The following is a 19,054-nucleotide window of genomic DNA, read 5'->3' as shown; positions in this document are numbered from 1 at the left end:
TTCGATGACAGAACAACCTTAGAAGAAGAGAAGTAACGAAAACCGCCAAAGTGATTTTGGCGGTTTCGTCGTTTTCAAAGATAGGCAGATCAGTTACCTTATGTAACTTCTATTAAGAATCCGCTTTTATAACCGTTGAATGCATGTTACCTGTGAGACGTTGAGGTGGGAAAACCATGCGCACGGGCGCAATGATGATGGCAGCAAATACAGCCTTGATCAGATCCCCAATTATGTAAGGATAGAACCCTTGAATCATGGCCTCAGGTAAGTCCATTTTGTATGCATATGCAAGCCAAGGGACACCCGAGACATACACGAGCAGTGAACCAAATAGTTCAAATACAACAAAAGCGAGCATGAATCCTGTTACACCTTTGATGTTGATTCGTGCAAGCAACAGTCCAATTAATAATGCGGAGATCGGCCACATCATCACATATCCTCCAGTAGGTCCAAGAAGTACCGCAAGTCCTCCGGTCCCGTGTAGCAAGGGAAATCCAAGAGCGGTGAGCAGAACAACCATCGTGACACTTAGAAAACCATAGAGTGGACCAAGTAACCCTCCAGCCAGCATGACAGCCAAGGTCTGTAATGTTATCGGTACAGGGGAGAAGCCAATGGGAATGCTTATGTAACCAAATAGTACTAAAATTGCGGCCATAAGTGCGCTGAATACAATGCCTCGCAAAGATAATTTCATGTTTGAACAATCCTCTCCATTTTGGTAATATGATTGTTAACCAATTATATAAATGTGGTTAACGATTAGGATCGTACCACATAACAATAGAAAGGGAAAGGACTAATTTACGATGCAAGGCAACCTGCCTATAATTACATTAGAAGATGTTCGAGTGCATTATGCTTCCGAAGGTAGTCAGGTGAGAAAAGCACTGGATGGGGTTTCACTTACGCTGCACCAAGGAGAATGGATTAGTATTGTAGGGGCGAATGGCAGTGGAAAAAGCACACTCGCTGGACTACTGATTGGATTCATTCCACTATCGGGAGGGGTACGGAATATCTCGGATGAACTTACCGTTCGGGGTGTATTGCAGCAACCTGATGCTCAGGTACTTGGAGATACGATTGAAGAGGAGTTTCATTTTGCGCTGTCACCATTGATGGAATCTGTAGAAGGGCAATCGGAGCGCAGGCAGGATGCATTACATACCGTAGGACTTCAATATCCCCCGGAGAAGGCCATTTCACAATTATCCGGTGGACAGAAACAACTGCTTAATATTGCTGTAGCGCTCGCAGCCAAACCGGATATATTGATTCTGGATGAGCCAACAGCCATGCTTGATCCGGGAGCAAGGGACAGGATGGAAGCCATCGTTCAGAAGATTACCCAGCGGGGGACAACGGTGATCTGGATTACACACCATCTGGAGGAAGCAACCCTGTGTGATCGAATCATTGCTATGGAGAGGGGACGTTGTGTGTACGACGGGGAGCCCGAGTCCTTTTTCTATGAAACAGAGCTGAATGAGAAGGCTACTCGGGAAAATGTACAGCTATCTCCCTGTGAACGGTTAGGATTGGACCCTCCTTTTACTGTAAAAACTGCGTTATTGCTCAAGCAAAAAGGTATGATGCCAGAAGCCATGCCACTGCGACCTGAGCAACTGGCTAAGGAGGTCGCACGTTGGAGATCGAATTAACCAATATACGTATAGAAGCATCGGATTCGAGCAAACGTGCACTGCTTGAAGATGTGAGTGTACAGTTGAACAGCGGGGAAATCACCTTGCTGCTGGGCTGTACTGGTTCAGGAAAAACAACTTTACTACAGACGTTGGCTGGTCTGAGACCGCCCGATGCAGGAAGTATCACATTGGGGAGCACATCTTTCTGGAAAGAAGGAAAAGTGCCGCAGTCGATTTTATTGCAAATGGGACTATTGTTTCAATTTCCGGAACAACAACTGTTTGCCCGAAGTATTCAGCGTGAATTCTCATATTCTCTGCGTCCATATCGACTTTCAGAGAAACAGCAACAAGAGCAGATCACAAACGCACTGAACCAATGGGACCCGCCAGTGTCCTCGGAGTTGGATCGACGTTTTCATCTGGACAGGTCGCCATTTGCTCTAAGTGGGGGAGAGAAGCGCAGGTTAGGTCTTGCTCTCGGAAGTGTGACCAATCCACACTGGCTTCTGCTGGATGAGCCGAGCGCAGGGTTGGAAGCGCAAAGTGTCGGGCTTTTGCTGGATGTATTGGAGCAACATCGTCTGGCAGGTGGTGGGGGCGTGGTGGCAACCCATGATCTGGATACATTCTTGCCTTGTGCGGATCGGGTATTGTTATTGCAAGAAGGTCGTTTAATCGCCGATCTTACGCCGAGAGAACTTCACAAAAGACCTGAACTGCTGGAGCAAACAGGGATCGGCCTGCCACCTTCGATGCGACTGGCACAGCAGTTTAGAGCAGCGGGTCTTGAGCTGCCTTTGACCGCGATGACGCCAGAGGAGATGGTTGAATGCATTGTTCAGTCCAAGTCAGTTGAAGTACAGATTCAAAACGAATCGATAGAAGCATCAGGGACGGTAACGATGGAAGTCAAGAGCGATGCAATGAAGTATGAAAAAGAAGCACTGATGCTGTCGTCGATTAAAACGGAGGATGATCCAAAGTTTCTTCCGAACACAATGACTCATTCAGGCGGATTATATGGCGTCATGGATCCGCGTCTGAAATGGATTTTGTATATTTTACTGGTCACTGCTGCGATGCTTCAACAGCGCTGGCTGGGATTGACTTTAACACTGGTGCCGGTAGTGGCAGCACTTGCCGTGCTCCCGCGTCAGACTTTGGCTGGATGTATGAAGTTAATGAAGCCATTATTATTATTTTTCATCATATCAACGGCACTATCTGGGACAACTCTTTCAACAGAAGGAGGAGGTCTGCACTTTGGCTTTTCCCTGATGCAGGCGGAGGGCACTTTGCTGAATGTGTATCGTTTGTTTATCGTCACATTGGCAAGCCTTTGGTTTTCGTTGACGACACCTTATGGGCGAATGGTAGAAGGGCTTAACTGGGTACTCGGTATCGGTAAAAAGATCAGGTTGCCCGTAGCTTCGTTTGCTCTTGCTGTTTCGTTAATCTTTCGGTTTATCCCGATGATCTGGAGTGAGTGGCAGCGATTCTCACTGATCGTACGGGCACGTGGAAAGGCAGCTTTAAGACCAAATACCGTGCGAATTCGTGACCTGGGACCGATGGTGATCCCCTTGTTAATGGCACTGTTTCAACGTGCAGAGGATATGACCATTGCGATGGAAATGCGTAAAGTTAGAGAGCACTCTATGCTCGGAGGACGTTCATCATTATTGGTATGGTCCAAACGTGATACCTGGATTAGCATAGCTGGCCTCATTGTTTTTGTACTTTTAATATGGATTCGCTAATTGTGATGGCGATGACTAACGTGATTAATCCGGTGATGAATAAGACGATGGATTAGAACCATAAACGCAGTGTTTTCAATAATCATGCATAAATGCGTTTGTCCTCGCTCACAATAAGTCATCTGAAGTGGATCAGGAGGGATAAACGATGAAAGATAAGTTTTTGCGTGAAGAACGGCAAGAATATACCGATGTGTCTACGGTGGAGTCGCAGCGAAACGATATCACACTCGAAGAATTCCCGGAGGGTCCTTACGGTTCATCTCTCTTATCCGAGTCTCTCGGGAAAAGTTCGCCGTGGCGAGTGGATCAGAGGTCTGCACATCGTTTTGATTATGAAAATCATGAGCTTCACGAGGGGGAAGTACGGGATTATCCAGGTCAGGATGTTTTTGACGAAACGGTTCCGGATAACGTATCCAAGCCTCAATATACGGAAGAATCGTAATGAGATTTTGATATAAAGTAGAGCGTAACCTCCGGCAGGTTTGTCCTGTTCGGGGGTTATTTTCGTTGTGTTTATTGAAAACAAATCTCCACCAATTCCACATTATGGGTTATTATGTTTTTAGCTCGAAGTAAAAATTTGGTTGAATATGCGGGGGGACTTGGAATGAGAGAGATCGATTATAGTCAATATTTCTGGCAGGATGATAAGATCAGATTACGTGCTTTGCGTGAAGAAGATTGGGAGGATCATTATTATAACCGCTTTGATACACCTGCCCGTCGGTTATTGGAGTGTGCAGTAGAGTTGCCGCCAACCCATGTTGAAGCGAAGAGTTTTACGGAAAACTTCTCTGATTTTTCTTTAACCAAAGGAAGGATCATGTTTACAATTGTAAATATGGATGGTGAAAATGTCGGAGGTGTGAATCTGAACAGCATTGATGAGAGAAACGGTACCTTTAGCATTGGCATTCAAATTGACAGGGATCATCGAGGAAAAGGATACGGAACCAGAGCCGTACGAATTTTGCTGAAGTATGCTTTCTTCGAGCGTAGGCTCAACAAATTTAATGATTATGTACTCCAAGGAAATGAACCTTCCGCAGCAATGATGAGAAAACTTGGATGTGTTCAGGAAGGTGTGCGTCGCCAGGTGATCTATATGGATGGAAAATACCAAGATCTGATCCTCTTTGGATTGACCAAAGATGAGTTTATGGAAAAAGAGGGGCTTGTTTGAGTCCAGCATAAAAAGATCGCTAGGATGCTTGGGGTCTGCCAATGTTAGTTGGATAAATGGTAATGTACATTAAGCGGAAGGCGAGAGTATTCTAATGATATCAAAATCTGAGGTGATCGTGTGGATAGAGCAATACCCGATCCGACATGGAAAAGGTTAGGTTTTGCTGAACGGCCTGATTTTCATACTTCTGGTCTGGGTGTGGGGATTGTAATTATCGACTCAATTAAACCACATCATCTCGTAAATCACTTAAATACACGAATCCAATGTGTTGCCGTACATGAAAATATGACTGTCACTATGCGAGACATTTCATCTATGAACAGGGAGGAGGATAATCGGAAAGGTGAGCATGGCCTTATGAGTGTACTGGCTTTGGCCCATGAACCTATTCTATTAGAGGGACAGATTCATGTGGGGATTGCACCAGCAGCAACATTTATCGTTTTAGATCATGGAGCATTTACAACTGGAGAAGGAGAACGTCTGAAAAAAGGAATGGAATGGATTCTTGAACATGGGGTCGAATGGAATATAAAAATTATTTTAAGCACTGGTTGGCAAGCATTAGATAATGAAGTTCATCTCAAAAATACGAGTGAAAATTCAACGGTTAAAGCATTGGCGACAGCTGTGCAACAGGGCATTTTGGTTATTTGTTCGAATGGAAATACCCGTTTAAATAACATCATGCCTCCAATACAGTATTTAGCAGTAGGGGGCTACGTGGATCGTGGAAAGGCCGATTGTTCATTACACGTTCCTTTCCCTGATGAACCTTATGGCAGAAATGGGGATGGTCACTTTAGGCCAGATATATTAGCGCCCAGACTACACCTTACAATCCCCTCTTATGATACTGAAGATTCTGGTAAGCACGTATCTTTTTATGGGGGGACCTCTGGAGCTGCTGCGCTTGTGGCTGGTGTTGCTGCCCATTTGTTCTCCCGATTTCCGAGTTTAAGTTCCGAGATGCTGAGACACTTCTTAGTCGAGCATGGAGAACCACTTGAGGGTGATGATAACTTGGCTCCTCGAATTAACGTTGAGAATACAATTCGTTGTATGAACAGGGCAGATAAGCCAAGGTACATATCAAAAACTTTACCCATGATAAGTATAAAAAATCAAAATCCATACAGCGCAATTCATTCAATGGATGATATCGAAAAAGCGCTCTCTTTAACCGTTATAGTTGAGAGGGGCGAATTATCACGTGAAGAGTTATGGAAGTTCACGAAGGATTCATCCGCTATTGTTCGTAAAATTGCAGTATCGACCCTCGGCGAACCGATGAACGAACGAGAGCGAAAGTTGTATTGGGTGTCCTTAATGCATGAAACAGAAGGAGGAGTGCGTGGATGGTATATGCATGGATTATTGCAAAATGCTCCAAAGGAGGAAATACACCATTGGATAAATTGGTCAACAGATATTAACTGGTCGGTTCGATGGTGTGTTAGCGAATATTTGGCTCAATATCCAGAGTGTTTTCCCCAACTTGAAAAAACCCAAGATCCTGACACTATACATATCAAGGCATTGCCTTTAAGGCAATGGTACACGGCTCTATAATGATGTAATGTAAATTAATATGTGGAGGCAACCTTATGAACCAACCCATACAAACTGATGAATTAATCATCGATTGCAAGGATATTTATTTGCGTGAGTATAGAATTGAGGATTTGGAAAAACTGCAAGAAATTACGTGGCAACCTGAGGTGTATGAATTCCTACCGGGATGGAACGCTACAATTGAAGAGAGGACCCTGTGGCTGACTGAATATGAAATCCCTGAGAATCAGCGTTTTAAACAAGCAGTGATGGCGGGAGGGGATATTGGAGAGTTATGTTTACGTATGGCTATCGTACTCAAAGAAAATGATGAGTTCATAGGATGGTGCTGCTCAGGGATCAAGGACGAACTTCCAGCACCCAATCGGGAGATTATGTACGGTATATCTAAAGATTTCAGGAACCGTGGCTATACAACGCAAGCTCTGAAAGGAATGACGGAGTATTTGTTTGAAGATACAAATGTGGAAGTGTTAAATGCCATCGCTTTGACTACCAATCAAGCATCCAATAAGGTGATACAGAAATGTAATTTTGAACGTTTAACTTTGATCGAGATCGAGGATGAACCCTATAACCATTATCAACTGTGTAAGGGCGAAGGTCATTTTTGATTGGATTTTTATCCTCATTGAAAATAGCTATAATATGAAAATTTCGGATCAGGTCAGACAGTTATTGCTGGCTGCCTGATTTTTTCTGTCATTCAATTTATAGGACAAGGATTGTGTTAATAATTTTCTCCACGATAATAGCGCTCCAGTTTGTTATCCAAATGAACAAGCTGCGCTTTCTTCTCCTCGATATCATTCAGCAACTTTTGCTTTTGATCCTCAATCAGCTTGGTTCTTTCCTTCAGCGTGGAGGTTCCTTCATTGACCTGATCATAATACTTTTTAATGTCTTCCACACTCATCCCGGTTTCGCGAAGGCATTTGATAAAAACGAGCCAGTTCAGATCATCCTCCAAATAAAGACGGTTATTCTGCTCATTTCGTGCAGCAGGTTTCAGCAGTCCCTTTCTTTCATAAAAGCGGATCGCTCCAATGGAAATTTCAACTTTTTTCGCTACTTCTCCAATCGTTAACATGTTAATCCCTCTTTTTATAAAAATAATTTGACCTACACTAAGTGTAGCATAGTAACTTAAACATTGTTAAATATAAATCAAATTATGGAAAGAAGGATTCGCATGAAAAAGACTGTTTTTGTAACCGGAGCAAATAAAGGAATTGGATATGAAATCGTCAAGCAGTTGGGTGAAGCGGGTTGGAAAGTTATTCTTGGCGCACGTAGTGTCGAACGGGGGGAAGCAGCTGTTTCCGAGTTAACTTCCAGGGGATTAGACGTAGAATTTCTACAGCTTGACATGACTGACTTGAAGAGCATTGAGCAGGCAGCCGATACGATTCAGAAGACTTATCCTGCAATAAACCTTTTGATCAATAACGCGGGTATGCCGGGTGCTTTCTCTCATTCCTTCACGGATACAAAAGAGGAAGATCTGCGGAATGCCTTCGAAGTGAACTTTTTCGGCACCTTCCGTTTGAATCAGCGATTGTTCCCGTTAATCAAAGATAATGAAGGCACAATCATTAATGTATCAACCGACATGGCTTCTCTGGACCATATGCAAAATGCGGAATTTACTTTAAACGCTTTCGACTATAATTCATCCAAAACGGCCAACAGTGCCATGACACTTTCGATGGCTTATGAAGTGAAAAACAGCAGGGCGCAAGTCTTTGCAGTAACGCCCGGATTTACATCAACAGATCTTAATGGCAATGCCGAAGGCGGTAAATCAAAAGAAGCCGGCGCTGCGATTATCGTGCGCTATGCGACGGATGGTAAACGCCATAACGGAGAATTCCTAGATGAGAATGGCGTGTACCCTTGGTAATCCACCGTTGCCAAAAGCAGTGATAGATCTAAGAAAAATATGTTAGTTTTAACTTGTTTATATGCTGTAAATGTAACAAACACCAAACGTAGATGAACATTTTTCTTGTACTAAGTTAACTGAGCGTGGACCATAAATCGTATTTCTAACCAGCGTATCAAACGGAGGTATATATTTAATGGAGGTTTCATTATACAAAGCAGATGTAAAAGATGCAGGGACTGTTCATGAAATGAAAATCAAAGCATTTATGCCTTTGTTGGAAAAATATCAGGATTTTGCAACAAGCCCGGCCAATGAAACCGTAGAAAGAATTATTACTCAAATCAATCAATCTTTCACAGATTATTTCATAATTTATCATCTAGAAGTTGCTGTTGGTGGAATCAGAGTCGTGAAAAAAGATAATCGGATCTACAGTATTAGCCCAATTTTTATACTGCCAGAACATCAAGGAAAAGGAATTGCTCAAAAAGTCTTTACAATGGTTGAGCAGATATATGATGATGCAAAGACATGGAAATTAGGCACCATCTTACAAGAGCAAGGAAACTGTTATTTGTATGAAAAGATAGGCTACAAAAAAACGGGTGGAACAAAAGCTATTAACGACAAAATGACAATGGTATTTTATGAAAAGCATATATAAGCTTCAAATCCTTTAATAAGACGTCTCAGATTCGTTAGCCTGAAAGCGCGAAAGGCTGAAACCAACGGGGTTACTACTCTATACTCTACACTCTATCAATCAGATACAAAAAGAATCCCCCTTTCATTCCTCAACCGAAATGAGTGGGGGATTCGTCATGCAATGAGAAAGCCGAAATTAAAATAGAAGAAAAGCATCGTTTGGAGAGTTTGACTAGAGCATGAGTAATGATCAAGTAGATCTTACGTAGAGCTGCTTATAGCCAAATTATACCTACTTGCAGCCGACGCTCTATTTAGACATCTGCCTTATACAGCGGGATCAAAATCATAAATTCAGTTCCTGAGCCTACCTGACTTCGTACAGTAATTTTCCCACCATACGACTCCACAATCGAGCGGGTAATGGCTAGACCGAGGCCTGCGCCACCTTGTTTGCGCGAACGAGAACTGCTTGTGCGGTAAAATCGCTCAAAGATATGGGGCAGATGTTCAGGTTCAATGCCTGTGCCGTTATCTTTTACTGACAATTCAGCCTTATGGTGCGTGGCATACAACGTTATGGAGATGGCTCCATGCTCTGGATCGGTGTGCTGCACCGCGTTATGGAACAGATTCAGTACAACCTGCTTCAGCTTGTAAGGGTCAGCAAGTACATGTACCTCAGCCGTCAGGTCGAGATGAACGGACCTCCGCTGAGCCATCATGGTCAGTTGTGGTTGCATTTCGAGTAGCAGACTGTCCAGCTGAATGACCTCCTGCTCCTGCTTTGGAGCCTGATCCAGCTTGGTTAGTAACAGCAAATCTTCAACCAGCTTGTTAATGCGTACGGATTCGCCGTGCATGCTGTCCAGTGCTTTATACAATTGATCTTGATTGGTCGCTGCACCCCGCTGTAGAACTTCAATGAAGCCATGTATGGAGGTAAGCGGGGTACGAAGTTCATGGGAAGCATCGGACAAGAAACGCTGCATCTGTTCTTTCGATTCCCGCTCCGCTTCAAATGAGTTCTCCAGCCTTTCAAGCATGCCATTGAATGAAAGCGCGAGCTGATCCACTTCCTCTTGTCCCTGAACGACGGGAAGGCGTTCTGCGAGGCTGCCTGCATCGATCTGCTGTACTTTATTCACCATGTTAGATAGGGGAACCAGCGTCCGGCGTAATACCTTAGTGTATAGAATAAGACCGGCTACCATGGCCAACAGCGATAACATCACAAAGATCAGAAGTTGTTTAATAATCAAGTCTCTCAGTGGCTTTGTAGCCGTGCCCATCTGGACCATAGGTAAACCGCGATTGCGTGGACCGGGTGAAGCGAATACAATCAATTGCTCATTGCCTTGGCTATCCGTGACGATCCGGTAGGGAATGTGTTTTTGTTCTTTCAACTCTGTTGCAATGTCTTGATATTCAACGGTTGATAGATGAGGGGCCTTCAGACCGTCTTCCCCAAAAACATCCTCGAACGTACCTTGGTTATCAAACAGGGCCAGTGAACGGTCAGGAATAAACAGCACCCGATTACCAGACCCGTTTCCTGCCTGTCCACCAAAAGGATTGTTGGAAGATCCGCTACGTGACTGGATTCCGAGCCAAACTGGGGGCATGGACATGAGCTGTTCTTCCATGGTTTTTGCCTGATTCCGGTAGAGAAAGCTTTCCATGATCCAGAATTGCAGGATACCGATTAACAATAACAGCCCAGCAAGCACGAACAGAGAACGTGAGAGCAATTGAGATCGTAATGAACGAGGCCAGATCCATTGGTGCAGACGTCTTAAACGAAGTTTATTTTTCTTACGCAGCGAGTACATCAGAGATCCACCCTGTATCCGACACCCCGAAGCGTGCGAATGAGTTTATGCTCTTTATCCCCGAGTTTGTCGCGCAAGGAACGAACGTATACCTCCACAATATTTTCTTCCCCGCCAAAATCATACCCCCACACCCGGCTCAGAATGGTCGCTTTACTCAGCACAATTCCATGATTAAGCACAATGAATTTTAACAGTTCGTATTCGGTAGGAGATAACTCCAGGACCTGATTCTGATAGGTGATTTCTTTGCGCTGATCATCAATTCGGAAGGGACCGTGGGTGACGGCTCCTATTAATAAAGGAAATTGATTACGCAGTCTGGCCTGAATCCGGGCGAGCAGCTCGTCAAAGGCAAAGGGTTTGATCATGTAATCGTCAGCACCTAACCAAAGGCCCTTAACCCGATTCTCGACTTCGTCCTTCGCTGTCAGCATAATTACGCCAACCTCGGCACCGGTCTTACGCAGACGCTCGACCACTTCGAATCCATCCATCTCTGGCATCATGACATCCAAAATAGCCATATGTGGCTTGAATTCAAGCGCCAACTCAAGCGCAGCCGCTCCATCCGGTGCGGTGCGCACATCGAAGCCCTCATTGCTTAATCCAAGATCTAGAAATTGTAAAATATGTGGTTCATCATCAGCCAATAGTATTTTAATTCCGCTGCTAAGCTTCATAATGTGCTTCTCTCCTTGCCTGATCCATCTAGACTTCTCCCTCGCTTCGGAGGCACTGTATGTTGTATTATCGCTTGCCAAACTGAAATTTAGCTGAAAGGATTGTGAATTATCCTCAGACAACATTCAGCGGGCACTCATCCCAGCTTTATTTTGGCATGTCACAATACTAGACATGAAGAACTTTGAAGGAGTGATTAACATTGAATAACACCAAAAGAAGGATGGATCTTGTCCTTCTGCCGATTGTATTACTGGCGGCATTTCTGAATGGGTACGGTATCTGGAACGATCAATATGCCAATTCCTATTATACGACTGCCGTTGGGAGTATGCTCAGCAACTTCCATAACTTTTTCTATGCTTCACTAGACTCAGCAGGCTCGGTCACTGTAGATAAACCACCTGTTGTCTTCTGGATCCAGACGGCCTTTGCCTATGTCTTTGGATTGCACGGATGGAGCGTTATTTTGCCGCAGGTATTAGCGGGAATCGGTTCGGTGCTCCTGATCTATTTCATGGTGAAACCTACATATGGACTTGCAGCAGCACGAATCTCGGCACTTGCGATGGCGACTGTGCCTGTTGTGGCGGCAGTCAGCCGGACCAACAATATTGACAGCATGCTGGTGTTTACACTACTTCTGGGTTCATGGTTTTTGTTCAAAGGCAGCAAACAAGGCAGTGCTTGGCGCATTCTGGTTGCTTTTGGGTTAATAGGCGTAGCCTTTAATATGAAAATGCTTCAAGCCTACATGATTCTCCCGGCTTTATACTTGTTCTATCTACTCGCATTTCAGGCGAAATGGAGAAGGAAAATCATCCTGCTGATCGGCAGCACAGCAGTTCTGGCGGTGGTTTCCTTATCCTGGGCGGTCACTGTGGATTCCATACCCGAAGACGAGCGGCCTTATATCGGCAGCAGTGAAACGAACTCGGTCATGGAACTGGCATTTGGATACAACGGTCTGGCACGGCTAACCGGTCAGCAGAATACTTCAGGTAACGCAGGTATGCCAAATGCTATCGGACAGGGCAATAATCGGGGCAATCGTGGGGAAATGTCTGCTGGACCTAATCAGACGGATAGTGGTTCCCTAGGCGCTGGGCAAGATGTCAATGCACCGGATAATGGTAATTCAAATGCTTCAAAAGGCATGAATGCCATGGGCGGCATGAATGGGCCGAATGGCAATTTCCCGAACGGGCAGATGCCGAATGATATGGAAATGCCAAACGGAAGAAATTTTGGCGGTAATGGTGGCGGAGGCATGGGAGGAATGTTTGGTACAGGGGAGAAAGGTCCTCTGCGTCTGTTCCAGACTGAACTGTCAGGTCAAGCTAGCTGGCTGTTGCCAGTTGTGCTGCTTGGGTGCATTGCCCTATTTGCAGGGTTAAGACGGAGAAATATAACCAACAAGCACAAGGAGGCCTTGTTCTGGCTGGCATGGCTGCTTCCCGTTGCTGCCTTTTTCAGTGTGGCAGGTTTCTTCCATCAATATTATCTGATTATGCTTGCACCTCCAGTTGCGGCGCTGACTGGCGCAGGATTTGTAGCGATGTGGAAGTCATATCATGATCGCAATGGCTGGCAGGCATGGTTGCTTCCGGTGTCCGTGCTGCTGACGACTCTATTCGGCTGGTATATCATGCAGGTGTATAACGATACGATTGGTGCAGGCTGGTCCATTAGTGAATTGATCGCAGGCATTCTGATTACGGTCATCCTAATCGTTATGCTTCATCGCACACATCGATGGAAACAGAGCTTCATTATCGCGGGATTCATGGTGATGCTGATTGGTCCAATCTACTGGGCATTCACCCCAATTACTTATGGCGGCAACAGCATGATTCCGGCAGCAGGCCCTACTGGTTCCAATGGCATGTTTGGTGGGGCAGGAATGGGCATGCCGATGGGTAACGTTGCTGGAGACACAGAAATGCCTGCAATGGGTGGCCGTGGCGGAATGGGTAACCGTAACGAAGAAGTGGATACAGTCACACTGAATTATCTGAAAGAGCACAATACAGGTGAAACGTATCTCTTTGCCACTACGGACTATAATCAGGCAGCACCTTATATCATCGATGAAAGAGCAGCGGTCATTACACTTGGAGGTTTCTCCGGCTCAGACCCGGTGTACACAACAGAGGAACTTGAGCAACTTGTCAAGAGCGGGCAAGTGAAATACTTCATGGTTGGTGGCATGGGGGGCCGCGGAGGGAACTCGGATATTAGCGATTGGATCAAAGAGCACGGAACCGAGATTCCAACGTCAGAATGGAAGACAGGCACAGACAGCGGATCCATGGATAACGGTGACACGGAGAATGAAGCTGGACTTGGATTTGGATTCGGATTTGGCGGACAGATCACCTTGTACGAAGTGAAATTATAGCTATATAAATTGAACTTATCATTTAAACGATAACGGAGAGGACAGAAAAAACCTGAAAAAGCGAAGCGTTCGCCTTTATCCCCGGATTTTCCCTTTATAAAAGGAATCAAAAAAATCTGGGGATAACAGCGATTGGAAGGTTGTTCTGTCATCGAAGTATGCAGTGTAAATAATCTTTAGTCCAATTTGTATAGAATGAAAATCTCGAACGAAGTCCATTGGAAAAGGGAGGGGACAAACATGGCTCACGCGTACCGATACAGCATTATTATTCCCATGTATAACGAGGAAGCGGTGATCGAGGAGACTTATCGGCGTCTGAAAAAGGTCATGGGCAGCACAGGAGAGAGCTATGAACTGTTGTTTGTCAATGATGGCAGCGTGGATCGAAGTGCACAGATGATCCGTGATTACGCCCGTTGGGACGAGAGTGTAAAACTGATTGATTTTGCCCGTAACTTCGGACATCAGATCGCCATAACAGCGGGTATGGATTATGCAGTGGGGGATGCGGTGGTTATTATTGATGCGGATCTGCAGGACCCTCCCGAACTGATACTCGATATGATCGCCAAATGGAAAGAGGGTTATGAAGTCGTATATGCCCGTCGCACCAGACGAAGCGGGGAAACTCGCTTCAAAAAATGGTCGGCGAGTCTGTTCTATCGTGTACTTCGTGCCTCAACGGATACGGATATCCCGGTAGACACCGGAGATTTTCGCCTGATTGACCGCAAAGTATGTGATGAGATGAAACGTCTTCCCGAGAAAAACCGGTTCGTGCGCGGGTTGGTCAGTTGGGTCGGATTTCGTCAGACTGCTATTGAATATGAACGTGATGAACGTCTGGCAGGCGAAACAAAATATCCGCTGAAACGCATGCTGAAGCTAAGCCTGGATGGCATTACGTCATTTTCACATAAACCGCTTAAACTTGCAGGTTATGTAGGTGCGATCCTGTCGGTTGGCGGATTCATCTATATGTTAACGGTTATTGGTTCGGCCATATTTACGGATTCAACGATTAAGGGATGGCCATCCATTGTGAGTATCATGCTGATGTTTAACGGATTCATCCTGATCATGCTGGGCATTCTGGGCGAGTACGTTGGCCGAATCTATGATGAGACCAAGGCACGTCCGCTATACATTGTGAGAGATGTGGTTCAGGCCGAGGGTCAGCAAGCGCAATCCCGATTGACAGCCCGAGTTGCTCATCATGACTAAGCGTCTGGTGACACTCTTCAAGTTCGGTATTGTGGGTGTTGCGAATACGGCAGTGGATACGGTGGTGTTTGCATTACTCGCAGTGGTCGGTGTGCCTGTTCTGATTGCTCAAGTAATCTCGTACAGCTGCGGGGTTGCGAACAGTTACTGGCTGAACGGCAGGTGGACTTTTCGAGACGCGGCACGAGGGAGCGGCGATAGAGCAAAACGTATTCGTTTTCTAATCACCAATCTCATCGTTCTCGCGTTATCCGCCCTCATTCTGATGACTTTGCAGGACATGCTGGGTTGGAGTCTCGTGATGAGCAAGATACTGGCGACCTTGATGGGGATGGTTTTGAACTATATGGCCAGCAGATACTGGGTGTTTCGTATCGCTACTTAGCTGCCCACAGCGTGCAATATTGGTTATAAGAAGCAAATGAAAGGAGTGTATGATGAAATGCGAATTAAAAAAGCAGTTATTCCGGCAGCGGGTCTCGGAACCCGTTTCCTGCCAGCGACCAAAGCACAGCCCAAAGAGATGTTACCGATTGTAGACAAACCGGCCATCCAGTACATTGTTGAAGAAGCAGTACAATCAGGCATTGAGAATATCCTCATTGTGACCGGACGCAACAAAAAATCCATAGAGGACCATTTTGATAAATCGGTTGAACTTGAACATTCTTTGTATGCCAAGGGCAAACAGTCTTTACTGGAAGAGGTGCAGGCGATCAGCGAGATGGCAAATATTCATTTTATTCGTCAAAAAGAACCGCTGGGTCTGGGGCATGCCATTGGGTGTGCACGGCAATTTGTAGGGGATGATGCCTTCGCTGTACTGCTGGGAGATGATATTATGGTGTCTGATCCGCCTGCACTTGCACAGATGGTCCATCTCTATGAAAAAACAGGCAACCAGATCATCGGTGTCCGTCAGGTAGACGCGGCAAATGTGAGCAAATATGGCATCATTGATTCGAATGGTGCTGAGGACCGGGTTCACCGGGTCACCAATCTGGTCGAAAAACCTTCCCTTGCGGAAGCACCATCCCGGACAGCTGTAATGGGACGATATATTCTGAAACCTTCCATCTTTCCAATCCTTGATCAGATCGAGAGAGGGGCTGGAGGGGAATATCAGTTAACGGATGCCTTGAAAGAAGTGAGTCAGGTGGAGGAGCTGTTGGCCCTTGAACTAGAGGGACATCGCTACGATATTGGTGATCAATTCGGATATATTCAGGCGATCTTGGAGATCGGACTGATGCGCAAGGAATTACAGCCCATGCTGACACCCTATCTTCAGAAGCTTGCAACCCAGTGGGCATAGGGATTGATATGTAGCAGAGGTTTATATCTGTTGTAGGACGGGTTCTCCTCCGTGCCATGGTTCTGCCATAGACTCTAACATTGTACAATTATTCCAGTAACGCTACAATGAGCAAGAAGTTTAAGTTGCTCTTTGAGGAGTGAGGAATCATGAATGAATCTATCATCAGGGACCTTATTAAGTATATGGACGTGGAGGACAACGCCGCCACTCAGTACATTCAGACTGAGCATCGGATGAAACTGGGACTCTTTTGGGGGATACAGGAAGGCAGCCGCGTTCTGGAAATCGGTTGTGGTCAGGGAGATACAACGGCCGTGCTTGCACATCTGGTAGGGGAGAAGGGATACGTTCATGGTGTAGATATTGCACCTGAGGATTATGGTGCACCGCTGACCGTAGGCGAAGCGGCAGCCAAGCTACGGAGATCTCCACTGGGTAACCGAATTCGAATGGATTATGATTACGACACTTTAAGTGATCAGGCCCAATTCGCCGAGAATGAGTTTGATGTTATCGTACTTTCCCATTGTTCGTGGTACTTGAAATCGTTTGACGAACTCGCCCAGATTTTTAGCAAGGTTAGGACGTGGGGACATCAGTTATGCTTCGCCGAATGGGATGCACGAGTAACAGATGTGAGCCAGCTCTCACATTGGTTATCCGTTCTGATTCAGTCCCAGGTCGAATGTTACAAGGAGAACAGCTTCTCCAATGTGCGCACGCTTTTTACACCGGAGGACATCCAAGAGATTGTCTCTGCGGCGGGCTGGACGATTAAGGAAGAGACTTCGATCCATTCTCCTGAGCTGCAGGATGGTCGCTGGGAAACCGAAATGACACTGGCAGAAGCGCCTGTGGAACTGAAACTGCTTCCGATCCCGGACAAAGTAAAAACACTTCTTCTTTCTGAACTGAAATTACTTAGGACACATCATGCCTCGGGGCCTGGAAGCCCACTGGGAACGTATGCGATTATTGCCAAAAAGCAATAATGAAATAGTTATTAGCAGCAATTTATAAGAAAAAAGTCTATCACGCACTTTTCACAGAAGACAGACCATTTAGCTGAAGTTTTTCTTGCGATAATTGAATGGTTCAGCTCCGCTGGAAACATATAAATTCCATGATTTTAAAAAATGTGTTTACTTCATCACGGTAATTTTGATATTATAATCGCAATATCAAATGCGACGAAGAGACGAGTAGATAAAAATCATTCTTTCAAAGAGAGCTCCGGCAGCTGAAAAGGAGTAAAGAACTTTTTATTGAATAAAGACTCAGAGCAGCACATCGGAACTTAGCGTTAAGGGATGGTGTGACAGGAGCTCCTGTTACAGAGCTAGAGTATGAACGGTCTACAGCTAGCAACATGGTTGTAAACCTTTACTTGAAGAGGCGGATATGGTGACATATTGGCGAATCTGGGTGGTACCACGAGAGTTCAATCTCGTCCCTGAGACTATTGTCTTGGGGATGGGATTTTTTGGTTTTTTCGGGGCTGTGACTACACGCTTTGGAATTGCCTGAATAGTGTTAATTAGGAAGTCCATTTCATAATACGTTTTTAGTGAGTTATGAAATTGATCAATGAGAAGAATCACTTAAACCGAAAGGAAATGATGATTGAATGTCAGCAAAATTGAAAGTTGGTATCGTCGGAGGAACGGGAATGGTGGGTCAGCGTTTTGTGGACCTGCTTGATCAACATCCATGGTTTGAAGTAACAGCTATTTCTGCAAGCGCCAATTCGGCAGGTAAAACATATGAAGAATCCGTACAAGGCAGATGGAAACTCGCAGTTCCTATTCCGGAAGCTGTGAAGAAAATCGTTGTTCAGGATGCTTCCCAGGTCGAAGCTTTTGCCAGCCAGGTTGATTTTATTTTCTGCGCGGTTGATATGAAAAAGAATGAGATTCAAGCGCTCGAAGAGGCTTATGCCAAAACAGGAACACCTGTCGTGTCCAACAACTCCGCACACCGCTGGACAGCAGATGTACCAATGGTAATCCCTGAGATTAACCCGGGACATCTGGATGTGATTGAAGCACAGAGAAAACGTCTGGGTACCAAAACCGGATTTATCGCTGTAAAACCAAACTGCTCGATTCAGAGCTATGTGCCAGCACTGCACGCCTTGCGTGAGTTCAACCCGACTCAGGTTGTCGCTTCCACGTATCAAGCAATCTCCGGAGCAGGTAAAAACTTTACCGACTGGCCAGATATGCTCGATAATGTCATTCCATACATCGGTGGCGAAGAAGAGAAGAGTGAGCAGGAACCACTGCGGATCTGGGGCAGCATCGAGAACAATCAGATCGTCAAAGCTTCTGCTCCATTAATTACAACACAGTGTATTCGTGTACCGGTAACGGACGGACATCTGGCTACCGTGTTTGTAAACTTTGAGAAAAAACCAAGCAAAGACGAAATTCTGGAGCGTTGGTTGCAGTTCAAAGGTCGTCCGCAGGAACTGGCTTTGCCAAGTGCACCAAAACAATTCATTACGTATTTTGAAGAAGAGAACAGACCGCAGACAAAACTGGATCGTGACATCGAACGTGGAATGGGTGTCTCCACAGGCCGACTGCGCGAAGACTCACTCTATGATTACAAATTCGTTGGATTGTCCCACAACACGCTCCGCGGAGCGGCAGGTGGTGCGGTTCTGATCGCAGAACTACTCAAAGCTGAAGGATATATTCAGCCGAAATAAGCATAAAGGCATCATGAGCAGCAGATTTCCGAACAGGATATTTCATGAAAAACCATCACTTGTTGATGGTTTTTTTGTATTGTGAACAGGGACCAGAAAATGGGCAGGAATAGATTAAAGAGATTCCGGCAGAGGGTTGTAGTGGCGAAAAACGCCGA

At 45.4% G+C, this 19,054-nt stretch carries 18 protein-coding genes and 1 other annotated feature; of the genes, 14 read left to right on the top strand and 4 right to left on the bottom strand.

What is annotated here, in order from left to right:
- Window positions 1-112: 112 nt before the first annotated feature.
- Window positions 113-703 carry a biotin transporter BioY gene (locus MHI14_RS17595; protein WP_076214865.1) on the bottom strand — a complete coding sequence of 197 codons (591 nt, stop codon included), beginning with the start codon at window positions 701-703 and terminating at the stop codon, window positions 113-115.
- Between the two features lie 112 nt (window positions 704-815).
- Between MHI14_RS17595 and MHI14_RS17590 the strand changes: the two genes are divergently transcribed.
- The 6 genes from MHI14_RS17590 to MHI14_RS17565 all read left to right on the top strand — a co-directional run bounded on the left by MHI14_RS17590 (window position 816) and on the right by MHI14_RS17565 (window position 6,802).
- Window positions 816-1,670, top strand: coding sequence for an ATP-binding cassette domain-containing protein (locus MHI14_RS17590; protein ID WP_133384586.1), 855 nt, complete (start codon window positions 816-818; stop codon window positions 1,668-1,670).
- The gene (locus MHI14_RS17585) at window positions 1,655-3,418 is read left to right on the top strand and encodes an ATP-binding cassette domain-containing protein (protein WP_341130894.1); all 1,764 of its coding nucleotides are present in this window, start codon (window positions 1,655-1,657) and stop codon (window positions 3,416-3,418) included. Before MHI14_RS17590 ends, MHI14_RS17585 begins: the two co-directional genes overlap by 16 nt.
- A gap of 148 nt (window positions 3,419-3,566) precedes the next feature.
- Window positions 3,567-3,866: a hypothetical protein gene (locus MHI14_RS17580; protein ID WP_017688728.1), complete on the top strand. Its 300-nt coding sequence runs from the start codon at window positions 3,567-3,569 to the stop codon at window positions 3,864-3,866.
- Between the two features lie 165 nt (window positions 3,867-4,031).
- Entirely contained in the window at window positions 4,032-4,607 is a 576-nt protein-coding gene (locus MHI14_RS17575; protein WP_249910855.1) for a GNAT family N-acetyltransferase, read from the top strand.
- Window positions 4,608-4,727: 120 nt separating this feature from the next.
- Complete coding sequence (locus tag MHI14_RS17570; RefSeq protein ID WP_341130893.1) at window positions 4,728-6,185, top strand: S8 family serine peptidase; 1,458 nt, start codon at window positions 4,728-4,730, stop codon at window positions 6,183-6,185.
- A 35-nt stretch (window positions 6,186-6,220) separates the two neighbouring features.
- Window positions 6,221-6,802 (top strand): GNAT family N-acetyltransferase, encoded by a 582-nt coding sequence (locus MHI14_RS17565; protein ID WP_289392338.1) that lies wholly within the window; start codon window positions 6,221-6,223, stop codon window positions 6,800-6,802.
- 116 nt (window positions 6,803-6,918) lie between these two features.
- Here MHI14_RS17565 and MHI14_RS17560 read toward each other — a convergent pair whose 3' ends face one another.
- Window positions 6,919-7,278, bottom strand: a complete 360-nt coding sequence (locus MHI14_RS17560; RefSeq protein ID WP_076249478.1) for a MerR family transcriptional regulator — start codon at window positions 7,276-7,278, stop codon at window positions 6,919-6,921.
- 102 nt (window positions 7,279-7,380) lie between these two features.
- Here MHI14_RS17560 and MHI14_RS17555 point away from each other — a divergent pair, with 102 nt between their 5' ends.
- Window positions 7,381-8,091: an SDR family NAD(P)-dependent oxidoreductase gene (locus MHI14_RS17555; protein WP_133384592.1), complete on the top strand. Its 711-nt coding sequence runs from the start codon at window positions 7,381-7,383 to the stop codon at window positions 8,089-8,091.
- A gap of 178 nt (window positions 8,092-8,269) precedes the next feature.
- Window positions 8,270-8,740 (top strand): GNAT family N-acetyltransferase, encoded by a 471-nt coding sequence (locus tag MHI14_RS17550; protein WP_341130892.1) that lies wholly within the window; start codon window positions 8,270-8,272, stop codon window positions 8,738-8,740.
- A gap of 295 nt (window positions 8,741-9,035) precedes the next feature.
- Here MHI14_RS17550 and MHI14_RS17545 read toward each other — a convergent pair whose 3' ends face one another.
- Both MHI14_RS17545 and MHI14_RS17540 read right to left on the bottom strand, forming a co-directional pair.
- Window positions 9,036-10,553: a sensor histidine kinase gene (locus MHI14_RS17545; protein ID WP_341130891.1), complete on the bottom strand. Its 1,518-nt coding sequence runs from the start codon at window positions 10,551-10,553 to the stop codon at window positions 9,036-9,038.
- The gene (locus tag MHI14_RS17540) at window positions 10,553-11,236 is read right to left on the bottom strand and encodes a response regulator transcription factor (protein WP_091031055.1); all 684 of its coding nucleotides are present in this window, start codon (window positions 11,234-11,236) and stop codon (window positions 10,553-10,555) included. The genes MHI14_RS17545 and MHI14_RS17540 overlap by 1 nt, the downstream gene beginning before the upstream one ends.
- A 224-nt stretch (window positions 11,237-11,460) precedes the next feature.
- Between MHI14_RS17540 and MHI14_RS17535 the strand changes: the two genes are divergently transcribed.
- The 6 genes from MHI14_RS17535 to asd all read left to right on the top strand — a co-directional run bounded on the left by MHI14_RS17535 (window position 11,461) and on the right by asd (window position 18,896).
- A complete protein-coding gene (locus tag MHI14_RS17535) occupies window positions 11,461-13,638 on the top strand; it encodes a glycosyltransferase family 39 protein (protein WP_341131720.1) in 2,178 nt (725 codons plus the stop codon).
- A 240-nt stretch (window positions 13,639-13,878) separates the two neighbouring features.
- Window positions 13,879-14,865: a glycosyltransferase family 2 protein gene (locus MHI14_RS17530; protein ID WP_036608414.1), complete on the top strand. Its 987-nt coding sequence runs from the start codon at window positions 13,879-13,881 to the stop codon at window positions 14,863-14,865.
- Window positions 14,858-15,250: a GtrA family protein gene (locus MHI14_RS17525; protein WP_253508102.1), complete on the top strand. Its 393-nt coding sequence runs from the start codon at window positions 14,858-14,860 to the stop codon at window positions 15,248-15,250. The genes MHI14_RS17530 and MHI14_RS17525 overlap by 8 nt, the downstream gene beginning before the upstream one ends.
- A 57-nt stretch (window positions 15,251-15,307) precedes the next feature.
- Window positions 15,308-16,180 (top strand): UTP--glucose-1-phosphate uridylyltransferase GalU, encoded by an 873-nt coding sequence (gene galU / locus MHI14_RS17520; RefSeq protein WP_253508104.1) that lies wholly within the window; start codon window positions 15,308-15,310, stop codon window positions 16,178-16,180.
- A 149-nt stretch (window positions 16,181-16,329) separates the two neighbouring features.
- Window positions 16,330-17,175: a class I SAM-dependent methyltransferase gene (locus MHI14_RS17515; RefSeq protein ID WP_341130890.1), complete on the top strand. Its 846-nt coding sequence runs from the start codon at window positions 16,330-16,332 to the stop codon at window positions 17,173-17,175.
- Window positions 17,176-17,364: 189 nt separating this feature from the next.
- Window positions 17,365-17,641, top strand: a binding site (T-box leader).
- Window positions 17,642-17,810: 169 nt separating this feature from the next.
- Window positions 17,811-18,896 carry an aspartate-semialdehyde dehydrogenase gene (asd, locus tag MHI14_RS17510; RefSeq protein ID WP_074094892.1) on the top strand — a complete coding sequence of 362 codons (1,086 nt, stop codon included), beginning with the start codon at window positions 17,811-17,813 and terminating at the stop codon, window positions 18,894-18,896.
- The last annotated feature ends 158 nt before the right edge of the window (window positions 18,897-19,054 follow it).

Source organism: Paenibacillus sp. FSL K6-2393 (assembly GCF_038002545.1).
Taxonomy (GTDB): Bacteria; Bacillota; Bacilli; order Paenibacillales; family Paenibacillaceae; genus Paenibacillus.
The sequence above is the reverse complement of the archived record's forward strand: the minus strand, read 5'-3'. Positions and strand labels throughout refer to the sequence as shown.